Annotated in this window: 19 protein-coding genes; 15 read left to right on the forward strand and 4 right to left on the reverse strand. The window is 63.0% G+C overall.

From position 1 onward, the window contains the following. Nucleotides 1-10: 10 nt before the first annotated feature. The 9 genes from trbE (at nt 11) to U1E20_RS12350 (ending at nt 8,558) form a co-directional block, all read left to right on the forward strand. Nucleotides 11-2,446 (forward strand): conjugal transfer protein TrbE, encoded by a 2,436-nt coding sequence (gene trbE, locus U1E20_RS12310; RefSeq protein WP_409980908.1) that lies wholly within the window; start codon nt 11-13, stop codon nt 2,444-2,446. Next, on the forward strand, nt 2,443-3,192 hold the full coding sequence (trbJ, locus tag U1E20_RS12315; protein ID WP_409980909.1) for a P-type conjugative transfer protein TrbJ: 750 nt from the start codon (nt 2,443-2,445) through the stop codon (nt 3,190-3,192). The genes trbE and trbJ overlap by 4 nt, the downstream gene beginning before the upstream one ends. Nucleotides 3,193-3,202: 10 nt before the next feature. Continuing rightward, a complete protein-coding gene (trbK-alt, locus tag U1E20_RS12320) occupies nt 3,203-3,586 on the forward strand; it encodes a putative entry exclusion protein TrbK-alt (RefSeq protein ID WP_409980910.1) in 384 nt (127 codons plus the stop codon). Between the two features lie 4 nt (nt 3,587-3,590). Further along, a complete protein-coding gene (trbL, locus tag U1E20_RS12325) occupies nt 3,591-4,856 on the forward strand; it encodes a P-type conjugative transfer protein TrbL (protein WP_409980911.1) in 1,266 nt (421 codons plus the stop codon). Then, on the forward strand, nt 4,856-5,539 hold the full coding sequence (gene trbF, locus U1E20_RS12330) for a conjugal transfer protein TrbF (protein ID WP_409980912.1): 684 nt from the start codon (nt 4,856-4,858) through the stop codon (nt 5,537-5,539). The genes trbL and trbF overlap by 1 nt, the downstream gene beginning before the upstream one ends. Further along, nucleotides 5,536-6,531 (forward strand): P-type conjugative transfer protein TrbG, encoded by a 996-nt coding sequence (gene trbG, locus U1E20_RS12335; protein ID WP_409980913.1) that lies wholly within the window; start codon nt 5,536-5,538, stop codon nt 6,529-6,531. The genes trbF and trbG overlap by 4 nt, the downstream gene beginning before the upstream one ends. Then, entirely contained in the window at nt 6,528-7,742 is a 1,215-nt protein-coding gene (locus U1E20_RS12340) for a TrbI/VirB10 family protein (protein ID WP_409980914.1), read from the forward strand. Before trbG ends, U1E20_RS12340 begins: the two co-directional genes overlap by 4 nt. Continuing rightward, complete coding sequence (locus tag U1E20_RS12345; protein WP_409980915.1) at nt 7,739-8,011, forward strand: DUF2274 domain-containing protein; 273 nt, start codon at nt 7,739-7,741, stop codon at nt 8,009-8,011. The genes U1E20_RS12340 and U1E20_RS12345 overlap by 4 nt, the downstream gene beginning before the upstream one ends. Before the next feature lie 232 nt (nt 8,012-8,243). Beyond that, nucleotides 8,244-8,558 carry a helix-turn-helix transcriptional regulator gene (locus U1E20_RS12350; protein WP_409980916.1) on the forward strand — a complete coding sequence of 105 codons (315 nt, stop codon included), beginning with the start codon at nt 8,244-8,246 and terminating at the stop codon, nt 8,556-8,558. Here U1E20_RS12350 and U1E20_RS12355 read toward each other — a convergent pair. Beyond that, nucleotides 8,488-9,768 carry a tyrosine-type recombinase/integrase gene (locus U1E20_RS12355; protein WP_409981090.1) on the reverse strand — a complete coding sequence of 427 codons (1,281 nt, stop codon included), beginning with the start codon at nt 9,766-9,768 and terminating at the stop codon, nt 8,488-8,490. The genes U1E20_RS12350 and U1E20_RS12355 overlap by 71 nt on opposite strands. A gap of 293 nt (nt 9,769-10,061) precedes the next feature. After that, nucleotides 10,062-11,663 carry a glutamine-hydrolyzing GMP synthase gene (gene guaA / locus U1E20_RS12360; protein ID WP_409980917.1) on the reverse strand — a complete coding sequence of 534 codons (1,602 nt, stop codon included), beginning with the start codon at nt 11,661-11,663 and terminating at the stop codon, nt 10,062-10,064. 187 nt (nt 11,664-11,850) lie between these two features. Here guaA and U1E20_RS12365 point away from each other — a divergent pair, with 187 nt between their 5' ends. The 5 genes from U1E20_RS12365 (at nt 11,851) to U1E20_RS12385 (ending at nt 14,982) form a co-directional block, all read left to right on the forward strand. Further along, nucleotides 11,851-12,771: a metallophosphoesterase family protein gene (locus U1E20_RS12365; protein WP_409980918.1), complete on the forward strand. Its 921-nt coding sequence runs from the start codon at nt 11,851-11,853 to the stop codon at nt 12,769-12,771. Nucleotides 12,772-12,774: 3 nt separating this feature from the next. Then, nucleotides 12,775-13,083, forward strand: coding sequence for a cupredoxin family copper-binding protein (locus U1E20_RS12370; RefSeq protein ID WP_409980919.1), 309 nt, complete (start codon nt 12,775-12,777; stop codon nt 13,081-13,083). 17 nt (nt 13,084-13,100) lie between these two features. Then, nucleotides 13,101-13,631, forward strand: coding sequence for a sigma-70 family RNA polymerase sigma factor (locus tag U1E20_RS12375; protein WP_409980920.1), 531 nt, complete (start codon nt 13,101-13,103; stop codon nt 13,629-13,631). Continuing rightward, entirely contained in the window at nt 13,628-14,434 is an 807-nt protein-coding gene (locus U1E20_RS12380) for an anti-sigma factor family protein (protein ID WP_409980921.1), read from the forward strand. Before U1E20_RS12375 ends, U1E20_RS12380 begins: the two co-directional genes overlap by 4 nt. A gap of 278 nt (nt 14,435-14,712) precedes the next feature. After that, nucleotides 14,713-14,982 (forward strand): hypothetical protein, encoded by a 270-nt coding sequence (locus U1E20_RS12385; RefSeq protein ID WP_409980922.1) that lies wholly within the window; start codon nt 14,713-14,715, stop codon nt 14,980-14,982. 3 nt (nt 14,983-14,985) lie between these two features. Here U1E20_RS12385 and U1E20_RS12390 read toward each other — a convergent pair whose 3' ends face one another. Both U1E20_RS12390 and U1E20_RS12395 read right to left on the reverse strand, forming a co-directional pair. Then, nucleotides 14,986-15,573 carry a hypothetical protein gene (locus tag U1E20_RS12390; RefSeq protein WP_409980923.1) on the reverse strand — a complete coding sequence of 196 codons (588 nt, stop codon included), beginning with the start codon at nt 15,571-15,573 and terminating at the stop codon, nt 14,986-14,988. 126 nt (nt 15,574-15,699) lie between these two features. After that, on the reverse strand, nt 15,700-17,616 hold the full coding sequence (locus U1E20_RS12395) for an ABCB family ABC transporter ATP-binding protein/permease (protein ID WP_409980924.1): 1,917 nt from the start codon (nt 17,614-17,616) through the stop codon (nt 15,700-15,702). Nucleotides 17,617-17,727: 111 nt separating this feature from the next. Between U1E20_RS12395 and U1E20_RS12400 the strand changes: the two genes are divergently transcribed. Beyond that, nucleotides 17,728-18,324, forward strand: a complete 597-nt coding sequence (locus tag U1E20_RS12400; protein ID WP_409980925.1) for a TIGR00730 family Rossman fold protein — start codon at nt 17,728-17,730, stop codon at nt 18,322-18,324. Nucleotides 18,325-18,375: the final 51 nt, after the last annotated feature.

Here is an 18,375-nt window from a genome sequence, read left to right on the forward strand (position 1 = left end):
GGACGCGTCCATGCTGAATCTCGCGGAGTACCGAAAAAGAACACAGAGCCTGGCCGACTTCCTCCCTTGGGCGGCTCTGGTCGCGCCCGGTGTCGTGCTCAACACGGACGGTTCGTTCCAGCGCACAGCGCGCTTTCGCGGACCCGATCTCGACAGCGCGACGCCGGGCGAACTCGTCGGCGCAACGGCGCGGCTCAATAACGCGCTGCGGCGTCTCGGCTCCAGCTGGGCAATCTTCGTCGAAGCGCAGCGCAATCCGGCGCAGCATTACCCGTCGAGCCAATTTCCCGATCCGGTCTCGGCGCTCGTCGATATGGAGCGCAAGGCGCAGTTCGAAGAGGAAGGCGCGCATTTCGAGAGCGCGTATTTTCTCACGCTCCTCTTCCTGCCGCCCGAGGACGAGGCGGCCGGCGCCGAGAATTGGCTCTACGAGGGGCGCGCCTCAGGCCATTCGGCGACCGCGGTGCTCGCTGGATTCGTCGACCGGACCGACCGTTTGCTGCAGCTCGTCGAAGGCTTCGCGCCCGAAGCAGAATGGCTCTCGGACGCCGAGACGCTGACCTATCTCCATTCCTGCGTCTCGACCAAGCGACATCGTGTCCGCGTACCCGAGACGCCAATGCATCTCGACGCCATTCTGGTCGACGAGCCGCTTGCCGGCGGGCTCGCGCCCCGGCTTGGCGACGCGCATCTGCGCGTTCTCACCATCACGGGATTCCCATCGGCGACCTATCCTGGCGTACTCGACGAACTCAACCGGCTCGCTTTTCCCTATCGCTGGTCGACGCGGGCGATCACCCTCGACAAGACGGACGCCACAAGAGTCCTGACCCGCATCCGCCGGCAATGGTTCGCCAAGCGCAAATCGATCTTCGCCATCCTCAAGGAGGTGATGACCAATGAGGCGTCGGTTCTGCTCGACACCGACGCCCATAACAAGGCCATGGACGCCGACGCGGCGCTCCAGGATTTGGGGTCCGAGCTCATTGGCGAAGCCTATGTGACAGCGACGCTGGCCGTCTGGGACGAAGACGCAGCGCTCGCCGACGAAAAGCTGCGGCTCGCCGAGAAGATCATTCAAGGCCGCGACTTCACTTGCATGGTCGAGACGGTCAACGCCATCGAATCCTGGCTTGGTTCGTTGCCCGGACACGTCTACGCCAATGTGCGTCAGCCGCCGATTTCGACCATCAATCTCGCCCATATGATTCCGCTTTCCGCCGTCTGGGCGGGGCCGCTCAACGACGCGCATTTCGACGCGCCGCCACTCTTTTTCGCCAAAACCGAAGGTTCGACCCCGTTTCGCTTTTCGCTGCATGTCGGCGACGTCGGACACGCCCTCGTCGTTGGCCCCACAGGCGCCGGCAAAAGCGTGCTGTTGGCGCTGATGGCGCTGCAATTTCGCCGTTATGAGCGTTCGCAAATCTTCATCTTCGATTTCGGGGGTTCGGCGCGGGCCGCGACGCTCGCCATAGGCGGCGACTGGAACGATCTCGGCGGCTCGCTTGCGGATGACGCCATCCACCCTGTCGCCCTGCAGCCTTTGGCGCGGATCGACGAGCTTGCGGAGCGCGCCTGGGCGGCGGAATGGGTCGCGGCGGTTCTTGCCCGCGAGAATGTCACCGTTACGCCGGAAGTGAAGGAACATCTCTGGTCGGCGCTCTCGTCGCTCGCCTCGGCTCCGGTTTCCGAACGAACCCTCACCGGCCTCTCGGTCCTTCTGCAATCCAAGGCCCTTAAGCGCGCTCTGCAACCATTTTGCCTCGGCGGCCCGCATGGGCGGCTTCTCGATTCCGAGGCCGAATATCTGGGGCAAGCGGACATTCAGACCTTCGAGACCGAAGGGCTCATCGGCTCTTCCGTGGCGCCCGCCGTCCTCGCCTATCTCTTTCATCGCATCGAAGGCCGGCTCGATGGCTCGCCGAGCCTGATCATAATCGATGAAGGCTGGCTCGCCCTCGATGACAAAGGGTTCGCCAGCCAATTGCGCGAATGGTTGAAAACTTTGCGTAAGAAAAACGCTTCCGTCGTCTTCGCCACCCAGTCGCTCGCCGATATCGAAACGAGCCCAATCGCGGCGGCGATCATTGAGAGCTGCCCGACGCGGCTGTTCCTGCCCAATGAGCGCGCGCTGGAGCCGCAGATCTTGGGCGTCTATCGCCGCTTTGGCCTGAACGATCGCCAGATCGAAATCATCGCCCGGGCGACGCCGAAACGCGACTACTACTGCCAGTCGCGGCGCGGCAACCGGCTGTTCGAACTCGGGCTCGGGCCGCTGGCGCTCGCCCTTTGCGCCGCCTCCTCCAAGACCGATCAGAAGCTCATCTCCGAACTTTTCGCGCAAACCGGGCGCAACGGCTTCACGCGCGCCTGGCTCTCATCTCGTGGCCTTGCCTGGGCCGCCGAGCTTCTCCCGCAAAACCTCGATCAGGAAGCCTCATCATGAAGTCCGTTCGTCATCGCATCGCCCCGAGCAGCCTCGCTCTTGTGGTTGCGCTCGCAATGTCCTTGTCGCCTCTGCGGGCGCGGGCGCAGTTCTTGGTGTTCGATCCAAGCAATTACGCGCAGAACGTCATGACGGCGGCGAACACGCTGCAGCAGATCAACAATCAGATCACGGGCCTGCAAAACCAGGCGCGGATGCTGCTCAATCAGGCGAGGAATCTCGCCAATCTTCCCTATTCCTCGCTGCAGACGATCCAGCAATCGATCGGAGAGACGCAGCGGCTGTTGGGCCAAGCGCAGCGCATCGCCTATGACGTGCAGCAGATCGACCAAGCGTTTACGACACAATATGGCGTGGCCAATGTATCGTCGACTTCGGCCGCGCTGATCGATGGCGCCAGGCAGCGGTGGCAGAATTCTCTTGCCGCCTTTCAGGACTCCTTGCGCGTTCAGGCCGGCATCGTGCAGGGGATCGAAACGGCGCGATCTGAAGCGGGAGCGCTCGTCTCGTCGAGCCAATCGGCGGTCGGCGCCTTGCAGGCCTCGCAGGCCGGCAATCAGCTCTTAGCTCTCCAGAGCAAACAGCTTGCCGATGTGACGGCGCTGCTTGCCTCCCAAGGACGCGCTCAATCGCTGGAGATGGCGAGAAACGCCGAAGCGCAGGAACAGGCGCGCGAACAAATGCGCCGCTTTATCGCGCCGGGCCAAGGCTATCAGCCCGGCAATGTCGCCATGTTCCACAATTGAGGCGCGCGCGATGAAAATCGAAGACTGGCTCGCTCCTGAAAACATCGGCTTCATTGCGCTCGGCGTCGTGATCGGCGCCGTCGCTCTTGTCGGCGTCGAAGCAGCTTGCGATGCAGATGTTGCGGCAAGGGGGCGGCTGCCGCCCACGTCGCGGACCTTCGCGCCAGTCGAAGCGCCTCCGATCGACGAAGAGCTTCTGCGCTGCACGAAGCTGCCGATCGAGCAGGCGGACGATCCGGCGTGCAGAGAACTTTGGGCGAAGCAGCGCCGCAAATTTTTGACGTCAGGCAAAGCGCCCCACGACGCTGGCCAGCCGCTCGATATGTTTCCCACGCTTCCGAGGGAGCAGGACAAAATCGCGCCGATGACCGCTCCGACTCCAGAGGGCGAGTGAAACCATGGGCGGAACCGGCGTCATCGATCGCTTCCTGGAGACCTTCACCTCCTATATCGATTCAGGCTTCGGCCTGCTCGGCGGCGAAGTTGGATTTCTTGCGTCGACGCTGGTCGTGATCGACGTCACGCTTGCCGCGCTCTTCTGGAGCATGGGGCCGGACGAGGACATCATCGCCCGACTCGTCAAGAAGACGCTGTTCGTCGGGGTGTTCGCTTTTCTCATTGGCAATTGGAACAATCTCGCCCGCAGCGTCTTTCAGAGCTTTTCTGGACTCGGCCTCAAGGCCGCGGGCAGCAGCCTTTCGGCGGCCGATTTTCTGCGGCCGGGCCGCGTCGCGCAGGTCGGGATCGACGCCGGCCATCCGATTCTAGACGCCATCTCAAGCCTCACGGGCTATGTCTCCTTCTTCGAGAATTTCCTGCAGATCGTCGTTCTGCTCATCGCTTGGCTCATCGTTCTATTGAGCTTCTTCATTCTCGCTATTCAGCTCTTCGTCACGCTGATCGAGTTCAAGCTCACGACGCTCGCTGGTTTCGTGCTCATTCCCTTCGGCCTCTTCGGCAAGACCGCCTTTATCGCCGAACGCGTGCTCGGCAATGTCGTCTCTTCTGGCGTCAAGGTGTTGGTGCTCGCCGTGATCGTCGGCATCGGCTCGACGCTCTTTGCGCAGTTCACGCAAGGATACGGCGGTGGGCAACCTTCGATCGACGACGCCATGGCGCTCGTTCTCGCCGCGCTATCGCTACTCGGGCTCGGCATGTTCGGCCCCGGCATCGCCAACGGCATCGTTTCGGGCGGGCCGCAGCTCGGCGCGGGCGCCGCCGTCGGAGCTGGCCTTGTTGTCGCCGGCGCGGGTATCGCAAGCGTCGGCGCGGCGCGCTTTGCGGGCGGAACGCTCGCAGGCCTTGCTGGCAATCGCGACACCGTTGCGGCGACGACAATTCCGCCGGGACGAGGGCCTGGATCGCCCGGCGCGCTCGGTCCGGCGGGCGGCCCGCCCTCTGCCGGTCCCCCGGGTCGACCGGGAGGAGGAACGGGCGCTCCGATCGAACGGCCGTTTGCATCCGCGAGCATTGCGGCGGCGCCGATGGGCGGTTCCGCCGATCCCGCGGGCGCCGTTCCTTCCGCCGGCGGCGAGCCCGCCTGGGCGCGGCGAATGAAGCGCAGTCAATCCGCCGCTCATGGCTTCTCGCTCGCTGCCCACACAATCCACTCCGGCGATTCCCACGGCGGCGGAGCTTCCATCAACCTTTCCGAGGCGCGCTGATGTTCAAACGATCTTCCGTTCGCTATGGGCGCACGCCCGAACCTGAAACCCCATACCAAAAAGCCGCGCAAGTCTGGGACGAGCGCATCGGCTCTGCGCGAGCGCAAGCCCACAATTGGCGACTCATCGCCTTCGGCAATCTCTTTCTCGCCGGCGGTCTCGCCGCCGCCCTCGTCTGGCAAGGCGCGCGCGGTTCGATCGTGCCCTGGGTGGTGCAGGTCGATAAGCTCGGCGAAGCCCAGGCGATCGCGCCGGCCGTCGCCGACTATAAGCCGACCGATCCGCAGATCGCCTGGCATCTCGCGCGCTTCATCGAGAATGTGCGCTCCATTCCTTCCGATCCGATCATTGTCCGCCAGAATTGGCTCAAGGCCTATGACTTCGCCACCGACAAGGGCGCGCTGGCCTTGAACGACTATGCGCGCGCTAACGACCCCTTCGCCAAGATCGGCCAGCTTCAAATCGCCGTCGATGTGTCAAGCGTCATTCGCGCCTCGGCCGATTCCTTTCGCATCGCCTGGACCGAGCGCCACTACGAGAACGCCACTCTCGCCTCGACCGAACGCTGGACCGCCATTCTCACCATCATCAATCAGCCGCCGCGTGACGCCGAGCGCCTGCGCAAGAACCCGCTCGGTCTTTTCATCCACGCCGTCAACTGGTCAAAGGAGCTCGGACAATGACGCTTCATTCGTTTCGCAGGGTTGCGCTTGTTCTGCTGGGCTCCACGAGTCTCTGCGCCTGTTCGAGCTTCAAGCCGCCCGAGATTGATTACGACGATTTCCCATCGCCGGCGGCGCTACAAAGCGATCCGCCGAAGGCGGTCAAGATCGTCGAAATCCCGAAGGTTCTGCCGCTTCCCGGTCAGCTCAAATCTTTGTCGCGCTCCAAGGGAGAGCCGGCTGAACCCGTCGATCCAAAGTTGCGCATCGAACAGGCCAACGCCGCCGCGCGCATGCAGCCGCGCCGCGCCGGCTATTTCAACGCCGTCCAGGTCTACCCCTTTTCGGACGGGGCGCTCTACCAAGTCTACGCCGCTCCCCGAGAAATCACCGACATCGCCCTGCAGGACGGCGAACAGCTCGTCGGCTCCGGCCCGGTCGCCGTCGGGGACACCGTGCGCTGGATCATCGGCGACACGGAGAGCGGTTCGGGAGCGAGCAAGAAGACCCATATCATGGTCAAGCCGACCCGCGCGGACCTCATGACCAATCTCGTCATCAACACCGACCGGCGCACCTATCATCTGGAGCTGCGTTCGACCGAAAAGACCTATATGGCTTCGGTCTCCTGGCAATATCCGCAGGACGAGCTCATTGCGCTGCGCCGGCAGAACGCCGTCGCGGAAGCCGCCGCGTCCGTCGACGCCGGCCTCGACCTCGCCAATCTGAATTTCCGCTACGCGATCGACGGCGACGCTGCGCCCTGGCGCCCGCTGCGCGCCTTCGACGACGGCCGCAAGGTCTATGTCGAATTCCCGCGCGGAGTCTCCCAGGGCGAAATGCCGCCGCTCTTCATCATCGGCGCCTCGGGCGGCAGCGAACTCGTCAATTACCGCGTGCGCGGCAATCATATGATCGTCGATCGACTCTTTGCCGCGGCCGAACTGCGTTTTGGTGCGGATGAGCAGAAGATCGTGCGCATCGTGCGCAGCGATGGAAGGCCGGCGATATGAGCGCGCCGCAGCACGAGAAGGAACTCGTCAAGGAACTGCGGCTTCGTCCCGAGCGCCCGCCAGTGACGCGGCTCTCGCGCCGCGTGCTAATCGCGCTCTCCGGCGTCTCCGCCGCCGCCATTCTCGGCATGACGTTCTTCGCCTTGCAACAACGCGGGCGCTCAGCGTCAGCGCCGGAGCTTTATAACACCGAGGCCAAGACCACCGCCGACGGGCTCGCCGCCTTGCCGCGCGACTATGGGGGCCTGCCGAGGAACGTCCCCAAACTTGGGCCGCCGCTGCCGGGCGATCTCGGCCGTCCAATCCTCGCCGCGCAGGGCCAATTGCCTACGCCGGCGGCAGTCGATCCAGAAGAACAGCGAATCGGCCAGGAGCGCGAGGCGGCGCGCACGGCGAAATTGTTCGCGCCGACTAATGTCAGTCAGCGACCATTGGCGGGCGCGGCCGCGACAGCATCGACGAACGCCGCTTCGCCATCCGCTGCGCTGCTTACTACAGAAGCGCCGCCGATCGATCCGAGCGTGATCCAAAATATGCAGGATCGCAAGCTCGCCTTCGTCAACGCGGCCGTCGATCGCCGCACAGTCAGTCCAGATCGTCTAGCGCGGCCAGCATCGCGCTATGTCGTGCAAGCGGGCGCCGTCATTCCTGCGGCGCTCGTCACCGGAATTCGCTCTGACCTTCCGGGCCAAATCACGGCGCAAGTGACCGAAAATGTCTATGACAGCCCGACGGGGCGTTTCCTCCTCATCCCGCAGGGCGCGAAGCTCATCGGCGTCTATGACTCGCAAATCGCCTTCGGCCAGTCGCGTGTGCTGCTCGTATGGAACCGGCTCATTCTTCCGGACGGCCGCTCCATCGTGCTGGAGCGCCAACCTGGCGCCGACGCCGCCGGCTTCTCGGGGCTCGAGGACGAGGTCGATCATCATTGGCTGAGATTGGCGGGCGCGGCGGCGCTGTCGACGATCCTGGGCGTCGGAACGCAGCTCGGCTCGATGGGAGAAGAGAATGCGCTCATCCAGGCGCTTCGCCGCGGCGGCGCGCAAAGCCTCAATCAGACCGGCCAGCAGATCGTCGGGCGCAATCTCAATATCCAGCCGACGCTGACCATCCGTCCGGGATTTCCAGTGCGGGTGATCGTCACCCGCGACTTGGTGCTGGCGCCCTATGGCGCCCCTGCGGAGATCCAAACCACTGGCCTCGACCAATGACGAAGCTCAAACTCGCATCATTTCAGGATGACAAGCCCGTCAGACTCACCGTCTCCCTGCCGGCGGCGCTCCATCGCGACCTCGTCGCCTATGCGGAAATCCTCGCGCGAGAGTCAGGCAAAGCCGTCGAACCGGCGAAACTGATCGCGCCGATGTTGGAGAAATTCATCGCAAGCGACCGCGCCTTCGCCAAGGTGCGCAATAGCGGGAAGAAACCGTCCGCGCCGCAGAATGGCGCCTCTCAGGCGAATTGGCGCGCTCCGGGATGAGGAGACGCTCAGGCTGTGCCGCGGGCGAGCCAACCGCACGTGATTGATTTGAAATCTCATTGGCTGGCGACGCTTCCAGCGGAGGGTCGCCTGCTCGATCGGGGACGAAGCAACTAACACCTGCTCGCTAGACCCATCCGATTTGCACTCCATGGCCGCCCATTCCACTGCGCAGTGATTTAGGGTCTTTCCCTTTTTCGAGGACTATCGCTTTCTTTTTCCTCTGCGCCGAATGGCTTGGAGGACAACCGTGGCTCGCTTGGAAGAAGCACCAATCAAACGAACGATCCGAAGGCGCCAGCTACGCGAGATGGTGCCGCTCGCCGATAGCACCATCTACGAGATGGAACAGCGCAGAGAATTTCCTCGACGCTTCGCCCTCTCACCACGTTGCGTTGTGTGGGATCTCGCCGAGGTCGAGGCGTGGTTGGCATCACGCCGGTCAGCACCCATCCGGCGCGCTCAGTCGCCCGACGTCAGACAGCGGCGGTCGCGCCCGGTTCGAGAGCGGGATCCGGTTCAAGCAACGGCATCGAAGGCGGGATGAGCACCGGCACGCGCTTCTTGCCGGCGACCCAGGCGTCGATGATATCCGACCACTCCTGCATCATGTGGCGACGCTGCACTTCGTACTCGGCCTTGTTGTACACCCCGCGCGAGGAACGGCCATCCTCATGCGCCAAGCACTTCTCGATCCAATCGCTGTTGAAGCCAACTTCGTTCAGTAATGTCGACCCGGTACGGCGAAGATCGTGGACCGTGAACGGTTCTAGCGGCAGGCCTTCCTTCTTGGCCTGCTCGACCACTGAATAGGTCACCCGGTTGAAGGTCGCGCGGGACATCGGAGCGTCGGCGTCATAGCGCGACGGCAGGACGTAGCGTGAGTTTCCCGAGCACGTCTTCAGCGCAATGAAAATGTCCAGAATCTGGCGCGACATGTACACGTTGTGCGCCTTCGACCGCTTCATGCGTTCCTTCGGAATCGTCCAGAGCGCGTTCTCGAAGTCGACTTCATCCCATGTCGCATCCTGGAGTTCGCTCTTGCGAACCATAGTCAGAAGAAAAAGGCGAAGGCCCAGCCGGATTGTCGGCAGCGTGGCAACATGTTCGAGTTGCTTCAGCATGATCCTAATCTCCGTGGGCGACAGAGATCGATCCCTTGGAACGAAATTAGCGATGGCGGCCGGACAAATCTCGTCAGCAGGGTTGGCGACCTTCTCGCCGTGCAGGATCGCGAAGCCGTAGATCTGCTTGAGAATGTCGCGGACGTGGATCGCCGTCGCCGGCGCACCGCGATCGACGATGGCGCCGCAATGAGCCCGCAAGTCATTTGGCGTGATCTCGGTCAGAAGCCTGTTCCGCCACTTCGGTAGCAGTTCGCGTTCGAAGATCGATCGCCGCATTGCGCGTGTGCTGTCTGCCATCGGCGCCGCGGTCAGCCATTTCTCCCCGAACTCACCAAAGCTCTTCGCCTCCAGGAGACGGCGCTTTTCCCGCTGCTTTTCGATCGCTGGCGACCGTCCCTCGCTGATGGCCCGTTTGGCGTCGATGCACAGCTCCCGCGCCCGGGCAAGTGACAGCCCCGCCGGGCCGTACTTGCCAAACGTGACGGTCTCGCGCCGCCCGTTCATCCGATAGTCGAGCTGAAAAGTGAGGGTCCCCGATGGCCTGACCAGCACATACATGCCGTCCCGGTCCGTCACCTTGTAAATTTTCTCTTTTGGCTTCAGATGCTTAAGGGCCGCATCAGTAAGCATTTCCGCGCCTCCACGAAAAAAGACCGTCAGGCCATTTTCTGGCACCAATTTAACAAAATCTCTTTTTATTACAGCCTATTATGGCATAAAAAAAGACCGTCAAAGGCGCTCGGACCCTGACGGTATCGGACGAAATCCACTTTCGCAAGAGAGAAGCATACCGTCAGCGAGTACGTCAGCCGCCATCTCTGCCGGCCGATAGTCCTCGATTGGTAATGAACTATTTTCTTTTTTATTTCAGTGCGTTATGGCGCATTTCTGGATACCGCCGGATACTCTGGGATGGGCAAAAATCATTCCCACTCGATCGTCCCCGGCGGCTTCGACGTCACATCATAGACCACGCGGTTGACGCCCTTCACTTCGTTGATGATGCGCGTCGCGGCGCGGGCGAGAAAGCTCATGTCGAAGGGGTAGAAATCGGCGGTCATGCCGTCGCTCGACGTGACCGCGCGCAGCGCTACGACGTAATCGTATGTGCGCCCGTCGCCCATCACGCCGACGCTGCGCACCGGCAGCAGCGCGGCGAAAGCCTGCCAGATGTCGTCATACAGTCCCGCCTTGCGGATTTCGTCGAGATAGACAGCGTCGGCCTTGCGCAAGATCGCCAGCTTCTCGCGCGTCACGAATCCGGGACAACGGATCGCCAGTCCCGGCCCCGGAAAAGGATGCCGCCCCACAAAAGCTTCCGGCAGGCCGAGTTCGCGCCCGAGCGCGCGCACTTCGTCCTTGAAGAGTTCGCGCAGCGGTTCGACCAGCCTCATGTTCATGCGCTCCGGCAGGCCACCGACATTGTGATGCGATTTGATCGTCACCGAAGGCCCGCCGGTAAACGACACGCTCTCGATCACATCCGGATAGAGCGTGCCTTGCGCGAGAAACTGCGGCGCGCCGCGACCGTCCCGCGCAATCTTCTTCGCCTCGGCCTCGAACGTCTCGATGAACAGGCGGCCGATGGTCTTGCGCTTCATCTCCGGGTCTTCGACGCCGTCGAGCGCGCCGAGAAAAAGGTCCGCCGCTTCGACGTGATGCAGCGGGATGTTGTAGTGATCGCGAAACAGCCGCACGACCTCTTCCGCCTCGCCCTGGCGCAGCAGGCCGTGATCGACGAAGACGCAGGTCAGCGCATCGCCGATCGCTTCGTGAATCAGCACCGCCGCGACGGCGCTGTCGACGCCGCCCGAAAGCCCGCAGAGCACGCGCCCGTCGCCGACCTGGCGCCGGATCGCGGCAATGGCCTCGCCGCGAAACGCCGCCATCGTCCAGTCGGACTTCAGCCCCGCGACCTTATGAACGAAATTCGACAGGAGTTTCGCGCCATCCGGCGTATGCGCGACTTCGAGATGAAACTGCACCCCGTAATAGCGCCGCGCTTCATCGGCGATCGCGGCGAAGGGCGCGTTTTCGGACGCGGCGATAACGCGAAAGCCATCAGGAAGTTTTGTCACCCGGTCGCCATGGCTCATCCAGACCGGAAAGCCGCCGCCCTTCTCCCATACGCCGTCAAGAAGCGCGCTTTGCTCCAGCGCCGTGACCTCGGCGCGGCCGAATTCGCGATGATGGCCGGCTTCGACCCTGCCGCCGAGCTGAACCGCCATCGTCTGCTCGCCATAGCAGATGCCGAGCACCGGCACGCCTGAATCGAAAATCGCCTGCGGCGCGCGCGGCGAGCCTTCCTCGGTGACCGAGCAAGGCCCGCCGGAGAGGATCACCGCCTTGGGACGAATCTCCGCGAAAGCCCGCTCGGCGTTCTGAAACGGCGCGATCTCGCAATAGACCCCCGCCTCGCGGACGCGCCTTGCGATGAGCTGCGTGACCTGAGAGCCGAAATCGACGATCAGCACCTTGTCGTGGCGATCGGCGATGTCGTGGTGGAAAAATTCGGCGGTCGTCATTGCGTCTCTGTCTGCCTTGCTCCCATCATCGACGGGTCGAAGGCGGGCGCCCTGAAGATTGCCGGCCCCGCCGAAATGGCCTTGCTTTTCCGGATATCAAATTTTTTTGAGCGCCGGGGAATATTCCATCGCGAACCGGAGTCTTCTCCCTATCCGCGCTTCGCCGCGACGATGAAGGAGACCGGACATGTTCGAGGCCAATACCACTCGGCGGCAGGCCCTGAAATGCATGGCCTGGGCCGGAAGCGGCCTATTGTGGACGATTGACGGCGGCGCGCCGAAAGCCTCGCTCGTCGGCTCGGCGCAGGCCGCCGCCGGCGGCTTCTCCTTCGTGCAGATTTCGGACAGCCATATTGGCTTCAATAAGCCGGCCAATCCCGATCCCGCCGCGACGTTCCTCGCAGCGCTGCGAAAAATCGACGCTTTGCCGAAGAAGCCCGATTTCATCATCCACACGGGCGACATTACGCATTTGTCAAAGCCGAAGGAATTCGATGAATTCGAACAACTTGCGCGCGCCGTCAAGTTCGACTTCCACTACGTCCCCGGCGAGCATGATGTAATCGACGAGAGGCCGGGCGAGGCCTTTCTCGCGCGCTATGGCAAGAATTCGCAGGGCAAGGGCTGGCATTCATTCGATCATCGCGGCGTTCATTTCGTCGGCCTCGTCAATGTGCATGAGCTGAAAGCGAGCGGCATGGGCAATCTCGGCGACGAACAGCTCGCCTGGCTCGCCGATGACCTCAAAGCCAAAACCGCGTCGACGCCGATCGTGGTTTTCTCGCATATTCCGCTTTGGATCATCGCCGCCGATTGGGGCTGGGGCACGCAGGACGGCGCGCAGGCGCTGAAGCTTCTGTCGCGCTTCGCCTCGGTGACCGTTCTCAACGGCCACATACACCAGCTTATGCAGAAGGTCGAAGGACATGTGACCTTTCATTCCGCGCGCTCCACCGCCTTTCCGCAGCCGGAGCCCGGAACCGCGCCATCCCCGGGTCCAAAGCTCGTGCCCGCCGAAGAACTACGCCGTTTCCTTGGCGTGTCGAGCGTGACGCTGACGAAGAGCAAGTCGCCGCTCGCCATCGCCGATGCAACGCTGGAGGGCTGAAACATGAAGCTGCGCATCGCTCTCTCGATCTTACTGCTGACGGCGCCGGCCCTCGGCGCAGAAGAGACGAAAGTAACGATCGACAATTTCACCTTCTCCCCGGCGACGCTTTCCGTCAGGGCTGGGACCACAATTGTCTTCGTCAATCACGATGATCTGCCGCATAATGTCGTCGACGCGAATGGCGGGTTTAGATCGAAAGCGCTGGACACGGACGAGACCTTCGCGCGCGTCTTCGACAAGCCGGGAGAATTCATCTATTTCTGCGGCCTGCATCCGCAAATGCACGGCAAGATCATCGTGACGCCCTGAGAACGGATGGCCTGAGCGTGTCCGACGACATCGCGCGGCGGCGCTTTCAAGAACATGCTCTGCCGCATCTCGACGATGCCTATTCGCTGGCGCGCTGGATCACCGGCGACGCCGCGGACGCCGAAGATGTGACGCAGGAGGCCTGCCTGCGGGCGTTGAAGGCGTTCGCCACGATTTCGCCGGAGCGCCCACGCGCTTTTCTGCTCACGGTCACGCGCAACGCCGCCTATTCCTGGCTGGCGAAGAATCGTCCGCGCGCGCTGGTGCTTGCCGGCGCCGCCGAAGAGGCCGAGGCGCAAGCGGGCGCCGATGTTGCGACGGCTCCATCTCAGGAAGAGGCGATGATCGCGGCGTCTGACCGGGCGAGCGTGACGGAAGCGATCGCGAACCTGCCGCTGGCGTTTCGGGAAGCGCTGGTTCTGCGCGAGATCAACGGGCTGAGCTATCGCGACATCGCGGAAGCCACCGGCGCGCCGCTTGGAACTGTGATGTCGCGTTTGGCGCGGGCGCGCGCCTTGCTCGCCGAACGTCTCGGAGCGTTGCGATGATTGATCCGGACGACGAACTTCTGCTCAACGCCTATGTCGACGGCGAACTCGACGCCGCGGGCGTGATCGAATTCGAAAGACGACTGGGCGCCGAGCCGGAGCTTGCCGCGGCGCGCGACAGGCTGCTCAAGCTGCGCGAAGCGATGAGAATTCACGCGCCACGGGAGGCGGCGCCGGACGCGTTGAAAGCGCGTATCCTTGCCGAATTGTTGGAGCAGCCTTCCCCGGCGTTCGAGGCCACAGGCGTTTGGCGAGGGCGCACGCCGCGCGTCGCTCTTTTGACGAGTCTTGCGGCCTGTTTCGTCGTCGCCGCCGGCCTTGCCGGCTATTTCGCGGCGCCGCGCGCGACTGCGGATGATGAGAGGTTGGACGCTCTGATCGCCGGCCATATGCGCGGCCAGATTTCCGGACATCCCGTCGATGTCGCGTCGAGCGACAGACATACAGTGAAACCCTGGCTTGCGGCGAAACTGCCGGTCGCCGCCGTCGTCGTCGACCTCGCCAATGAGGGCTTTCCGCTCATCGGCGCCCGGCTCGACATTGTCGACGGCGGCGGCGCGCCGACGCTCGTTTTCAAGCGTCGCGAGCATCTGATTTCCCTGACCGAGCTTCCGGCGCAGCACGGTCCGACGCAATCGTCGAACGCGACCCGGCGAGGCTATCCGGTGGCGCGGTGGAGCGACCGCGAGCACGCCTATGTGGCGATCTCCGACCTCTCTCCGGCCGAGCTTCAGACCTTCGCCCGCCTGTTTCGAGAAGCGGCGGACAAGGAATGGAACGCCGCGCCCGGAGCCGAAAAATAGCTTGGCCCCGTCGAGCCGAATTTGGCGATCAGCGCCTTGTCGTGGCGCCCGGCGATCTGCTGACGCAAGGCGTCGGGCGCGGTCATGGCGCCTCTTGTTGCAACGCCCTCCCAGTCCCAGCCCCGCTTCGCAAACCGGGCGTTCCTGATTGCGCTCGGCGATGCGTTAGCGAATGTCGCGCGCGTTCTTTGCTGCACTGCCATATCTTCAGCTAGCCAACGCCGCGGCCGCGCCATTTCCCTTGACAGAATCGAAAGTCGCGCCATAGTCCATTGAGAATGAACAAGTTTTTCTCCGACGCGCTCAAACTGAGCCTCATGGCCAATCAGGTGATCGGCCTGCGGCTGCTGAAAATCGCCACCGGCGGCGCCCATGGCAGGCGCGAGAGCCAGCTGATGGTCGACGAAAAAATCAAAGCCGCAACCGACGCCAGCATGGAGGCCGCGAAGAGCATAGCGGCCGGCCAGCCACATCTCGCCGCTGATCGCGCCCTCGCCGTTTACGCCAAGCGCGTCAATCGCAATCACAAGCGATTGACGAAGGGCTGACCCCTATCCGACCCGCTTTTTCGCGATTGGCCGCGCCGCCCTGCGGCGTCGGCGCCACATGCCGAGCAGGGCGCCGGCGCCGACAAGCGACATCATCGCCAGCGCGACATACCATTCCGCCGTCTCGCCGACGGAGAAATCATATTCTCCGACATATTCCTTGGCGCCGTCATCGCTCGTCGCCCTGACCAGCGCGATATAATTTCCGTCGCTGACGAAATCATGGGTAAAGCTCGCGGTGCCCTTGTCGGCAAGATATTTCTTCGGCGGCAAGACGGCGATCGTATTGGCGTCGAGATCGTCGCGCCAATCCTTCTGCCCCGTGTTTCGCAATAGGCGGATTTCAATATTCATCTCGCGCAGCTCAACCTGCTGCGCGTCGAGAATGATCATCGTCGGGCCGAGCGTCGGCACATGCCGGCAAAAAATCTCGTCGGTCCTATTCTCCTGAAAGGCGCTGAACATCATTTGCGTCGGACCGACGCTCATCACGCAATGGCGCGGATGCTCCGCCCTGATCTGCGCCGAAGCGGCGCCCGCCGCCAGGCAGACCGCGACGATAAGCGGGACGAGAATGCGTTTCCTCGTCATTGGACCCTCCGGGCATGACGACAACGCCGCCCTTCAGCCTACACCGCCGCCGCGCCCATGGATGCATCATCGCGCAAAAACTCGGGCGTGAGTTTCAGCCCTGCCCGAGGGGGAAAGCGTCCCGCATTACGCCTCCACTTCCTCTTCCCGCTCCGCCTCCAGCAGTTTCGCGCGCGCTTCCGCCGCCTCGCGCTGGCGGTTCCACATGCCGGCGTAATGACCGCCCTGCGCCAGCAGCTCCTTATGCGTGCCGCGCTCGATGATGCGGCCGTGGTCGAGAAACAGAATGTCGTCAGCGTCGACGATGGTCGACAGGCGATGGGCGATGACCAGCGTGGTGCGGCCGTGCGCGACGCGGCGCAGCGCCTCTTGAATCTCATGTTCGGTGAAACTGTCGAGCGCCGAGGTCGCCTCGTCGAGAATGAGGATCGGCGGACCTTTGAGAATGGTGCGGGCGATCGCGACGCGCTGCTTCTCGCCGCCCGACAGCTTCAGACCGCGCTCGCCGACCTGCGCATTATAAGCGTCCGGCACGCTTGCGATGAAGCGGTCGATCTGCGCCAGCCGGGCCGCGTCGCGCACCTCCGCGTCGCTCGCGTCCCATCTTCCGTAACGAATGTTGTAGCCGATCGAATCGTTGAACAGCACCGTGTCCTGCGGCACCATGCCGATCGCCGCGCGCAGACTCTCCTGCGTCACGTCGAGAATATTCTGCCCGTCGATCGTGATGCTGCCGCCTTGCGGCTCATAGAAGCGAAACATCAGTCGCGAGATCGTCGACTTCCCTGCCCCCGACGGTCCGACGATCGCGATGGTTTGTCCGGGCTCGGCTTCGAAGCTCACGCCTTTGAGGATCGGCCGGTTCGGCTCGTAATGGAACGAGACATTGTCGAAGACGATCCGCCCCTCGCGCACGACGAGCGGCTGCGCGCCCGGCCTGTCCAAAATCTCCGGGCTCTGCGCCAGGATCGAGAACATCGTCTCGATATCGATGATCGCCTGCCGCACCTCGCGATAGAAGGTGCCCATGAAATTCAGGGGCTGCGCCAGCTGCCCCATCATCAGATTGATCAGGACAAAATCGCCCACCGTGTTACGGCCGGCTTCGATGCCGTAGACGCACATCACCATCATCGCGGTGAGCCCGATAATGTAGATCACCGTCTGGCCGGCGTTGAGCACCGCCAGCGAGACGTAGGACTGGGTGCTCGCCTGCTCATAATGGATCATCGACTTGTCGTAGCGCGCCGCCTCCCGTTTTTCCGCGCTGAAATATTTGACCGTCTCGTAATTCAAGAGGCTGTCGATCGCCTTCTGATTGGCGTCGGTGTCGCTGTCATTCATTCTGCGCCGGATGGCGATGCGCCAATTGGTGGCGAGCATCGTATAGAGAAAATAGGCGCCGAGCGTCGACAGCAGCACCAGCCCGTAGCGCCAGTCGAACTGATAAAGGAAAATGCCCAGAACCAGCGCCATCTCCAGCACGGTCGGGGCGCCGGTCGACATGATGAGACGCGACAGCGTTTCGATGCCGGCGCGCCCGCGCTCAAGCACGCGCGTCAGCCCGCCGGTCTTTCTGCCGATATGGAAGCGCAGCGACAGTTCGTGCATGTGAACGAAGAGATCGGTCGCGAGGCGCCGTACCGCGTGCATCGCCACGGCCGCGAAAACGCCGTCGCGCATCTGCATCAGCACGACGGTGACGATGCGCATGGCGCCCATCAGCAGGGTGAAATAGATGGCGGCGCCGCCGACCTTAGCCCAGGCGCCGGCGCCGCCCTCGGCGAGCGCATCGGTCGCCCATTTGAAGGCGTAAGGCGTCGCGGCGTTGAACAGCTTGCTCACGACGAGCAGGACGAAGACCGCGGCGACGCGCAGTTCGAGATCGCGGCGGCCGCGCGGCCAGAGATAGGGCCACAAATGCCGTATCGTCTTGATTAGAGACGATTCCGACAATTGCTGCGCGGAAACCGGCGGGGGCGCGGCGTCTTCCGGATCGAGCGCGTGGGGATCGCTCGATTCGTCTTGATCGGGTTTAAGCATAGGTCTCCGAATGAATGAGTCCGCAATCGCGGCGTTTGGCGTCATATATGACGTTTAGAAGCGATGCGCACCCCGCGCGGGACGTTCTTGAAGCGCTGCATGAGAATCGAGATGAGAGAAATCAAGAGCATTTGCGTCTATTGCGGCTCCTCGATCGGCGCCGATCCGCGCCATGCGGCGGCGGCGCGCGCCCTGGGCGCCGAACTCGCCCGCGCCGGCGTCGGGCTGGTCTATGGCGGCGGCGCGATCGGCCTGATGGGCGTGTTGGCGAAGGCGACGATCGCCGCCGGCGGCGTGGTCACCGGAATCATCCCGGAATTCCTCGACGACCGGGAGATTCCCTTCGCCGGCGCGACGGACCTGATCGTCGTCAAGGACATGCACACCCGCAAGCGCCTGATGTTCGAACGTTCAGACGCCTTCGTCGCGCTGCCCGGCGGCGTCGGCACGCTGGAGGAATTGACCGAGCAGCTGACCTGGATTCAGCTCGGCCGACATGCGAAGCCTCTGGTCATCGCCGACATCGCCGGCTTCTGGCGTCCGCTGCTGTCGCTGTTCGCCCATATGCATAATGAGGAATTCATCCGCGAAGCCTATGACGTGCGCTATCTCGTCGCCGAACGCGTCGAGGACATTCTGCCGATGATTTTCGCGGCGGCGCGACATGCGCCCGAGATCAGCGAGACCGCGATCACCGAGCGGCTTTAATATGAGTTCCTTTCGATCCATTCGCGGGGCTTGTCATTCCCGGCAGGCCGA

This window comes from Methylocystis sp., from assembly GCF_046349115.1.
Taxonomy (GTDB): Bacteria; Pseudomonadota; Alphaproteobacteria; order Rhizobiales; family Beijerinckiaceae; genus Methylocystis.

Excerpts from the sequence above, each read along its gene's own strand:
- U1E20_RS12350 (WP_409980916.1), top strand. The coding sequence starts at position 8,244 with ATGGCTTGGAGGACAACCGTGGCTCGCTTGGAAGAAGCACCAATCAAA.
- guaA (WP_409980917.1), bottom strand. The coding sequence starts at position 11,663 with ATGACGACCGCCGAATTTTTCCACCACGACATCGCCGATCGCCACGAC.
- U1E20_RS12340 (WP_409980914.1), top strand. The coding sequence starts at position 6,528 with ATGAGCGCGCCGCAGCACGAGAAGGAACTCGTCAAGGAACTGCGGCTT.
- U1E20_RS12390 (WP_409980923.1), bottom strand. The coding sequence starts at position 15,573 with ATGACGAGGAAACGCATTCTCGTCCCGCTTATCGTCGCGGTCTGCCTG.
- trbJ (WP_409980909.1), top strand. The coding sequence starts at position 2,443 with ATGAAGTCCGTTCGTCATCGCATCGCCCCGAGCAGCCTCGCTCTTGTG.
- U1E20_RS12380 (WP_409980921.1), top strand. The coding sequence starts at position 13,628 with ATGATTGATCCGGACGACGAACTTCTGCTCAACGCCTATGTCGACGGC.
- U1E20_RS12355 (WP_409981090.1), bottom strand. The coding sequence starts at position 9,768 with ATGCTTACTGATGCGGCCCTTAAGCATCTGAAGCCAAAAGAGAAAATT.
- trbG (WP_409980913.1), top strand. The coding sequence starts at position 5,536 with ATGACGCTTCATTCGTTTCGCAGGGTTGCGCTTGTTCTGCTGGGCTCC.
- U1E20_RS12370 (WP_409980919.1), top strand. The coding sequence starts at position 12,775 with ATGAAGCTGCGCATCGCTCTCTCGATCTTACTGCTGACGGCGCCGGCC.
- U1E20_RS12385 (WP_409980922.1), top strand. The coding sequence starts at position 14,713 with ATGAACAAGTTTTTCTCCGACGCGCTCAAACTGAGCCTCATGGCCAAT.
- U1E20_RS12365 (WP_409980918.1), top strand. The coding sequence starts at position 11,851 with ATGTTCGAGGCCAATACCACTCGGCGGCAGGCCCTGAAATGCATGGCC.
- U1E20_RS12395 (WP_409980924.1), bottom strand. The coding sequence starts at position 17,616 with ATGCTTAAACCCGATCAAGACGAATCGAGCGATCCCCACGCGCTCGAT.
- trbE (WP_409980908.1), top strand. The coding sequence starts at position 11 with ATGCTGAATCTCGCGGAGTACCGAAAAAGAACACAGAGCCTGGCCGAC.
- U1E20_RS12345 (WP_409980915.1), top strand. The coding sequence starts at position 7,739 with ATGACGAAGCTCAAACTCGCATCATTTCAGGATGACAAGCCCGTCAGA.
- U1E20_RS12400 (WP_409980925.1), top strand. The coding sequence starts at position 17,728 with ATGAGAGAAATCAAGAGCATTTGCGTCTATTGCGGCTCCTCGATCGGC.
- trbF (WP_409980912.1), top strand. The coding sequence starts at position 4,856 with ATGTTCAAACGATCTTCCGTTCGCTATGGGCGCACGCCCGAACCTGAA.
- trbL (WP_409980911.1), top strand. The coding sequence starts at position 3,591 with ATGGGCGGAACCGGCGTCATCGATCGCTTCCTGGAGACCTTCACCTCC.
- trbK-alt (WP_409980910.1), top strand. The coding sequence starts at position 3,203 with ATGAAAATCGAAGACTGGCTCGCTCCTGAAAACATCGGCTTCATTGCG.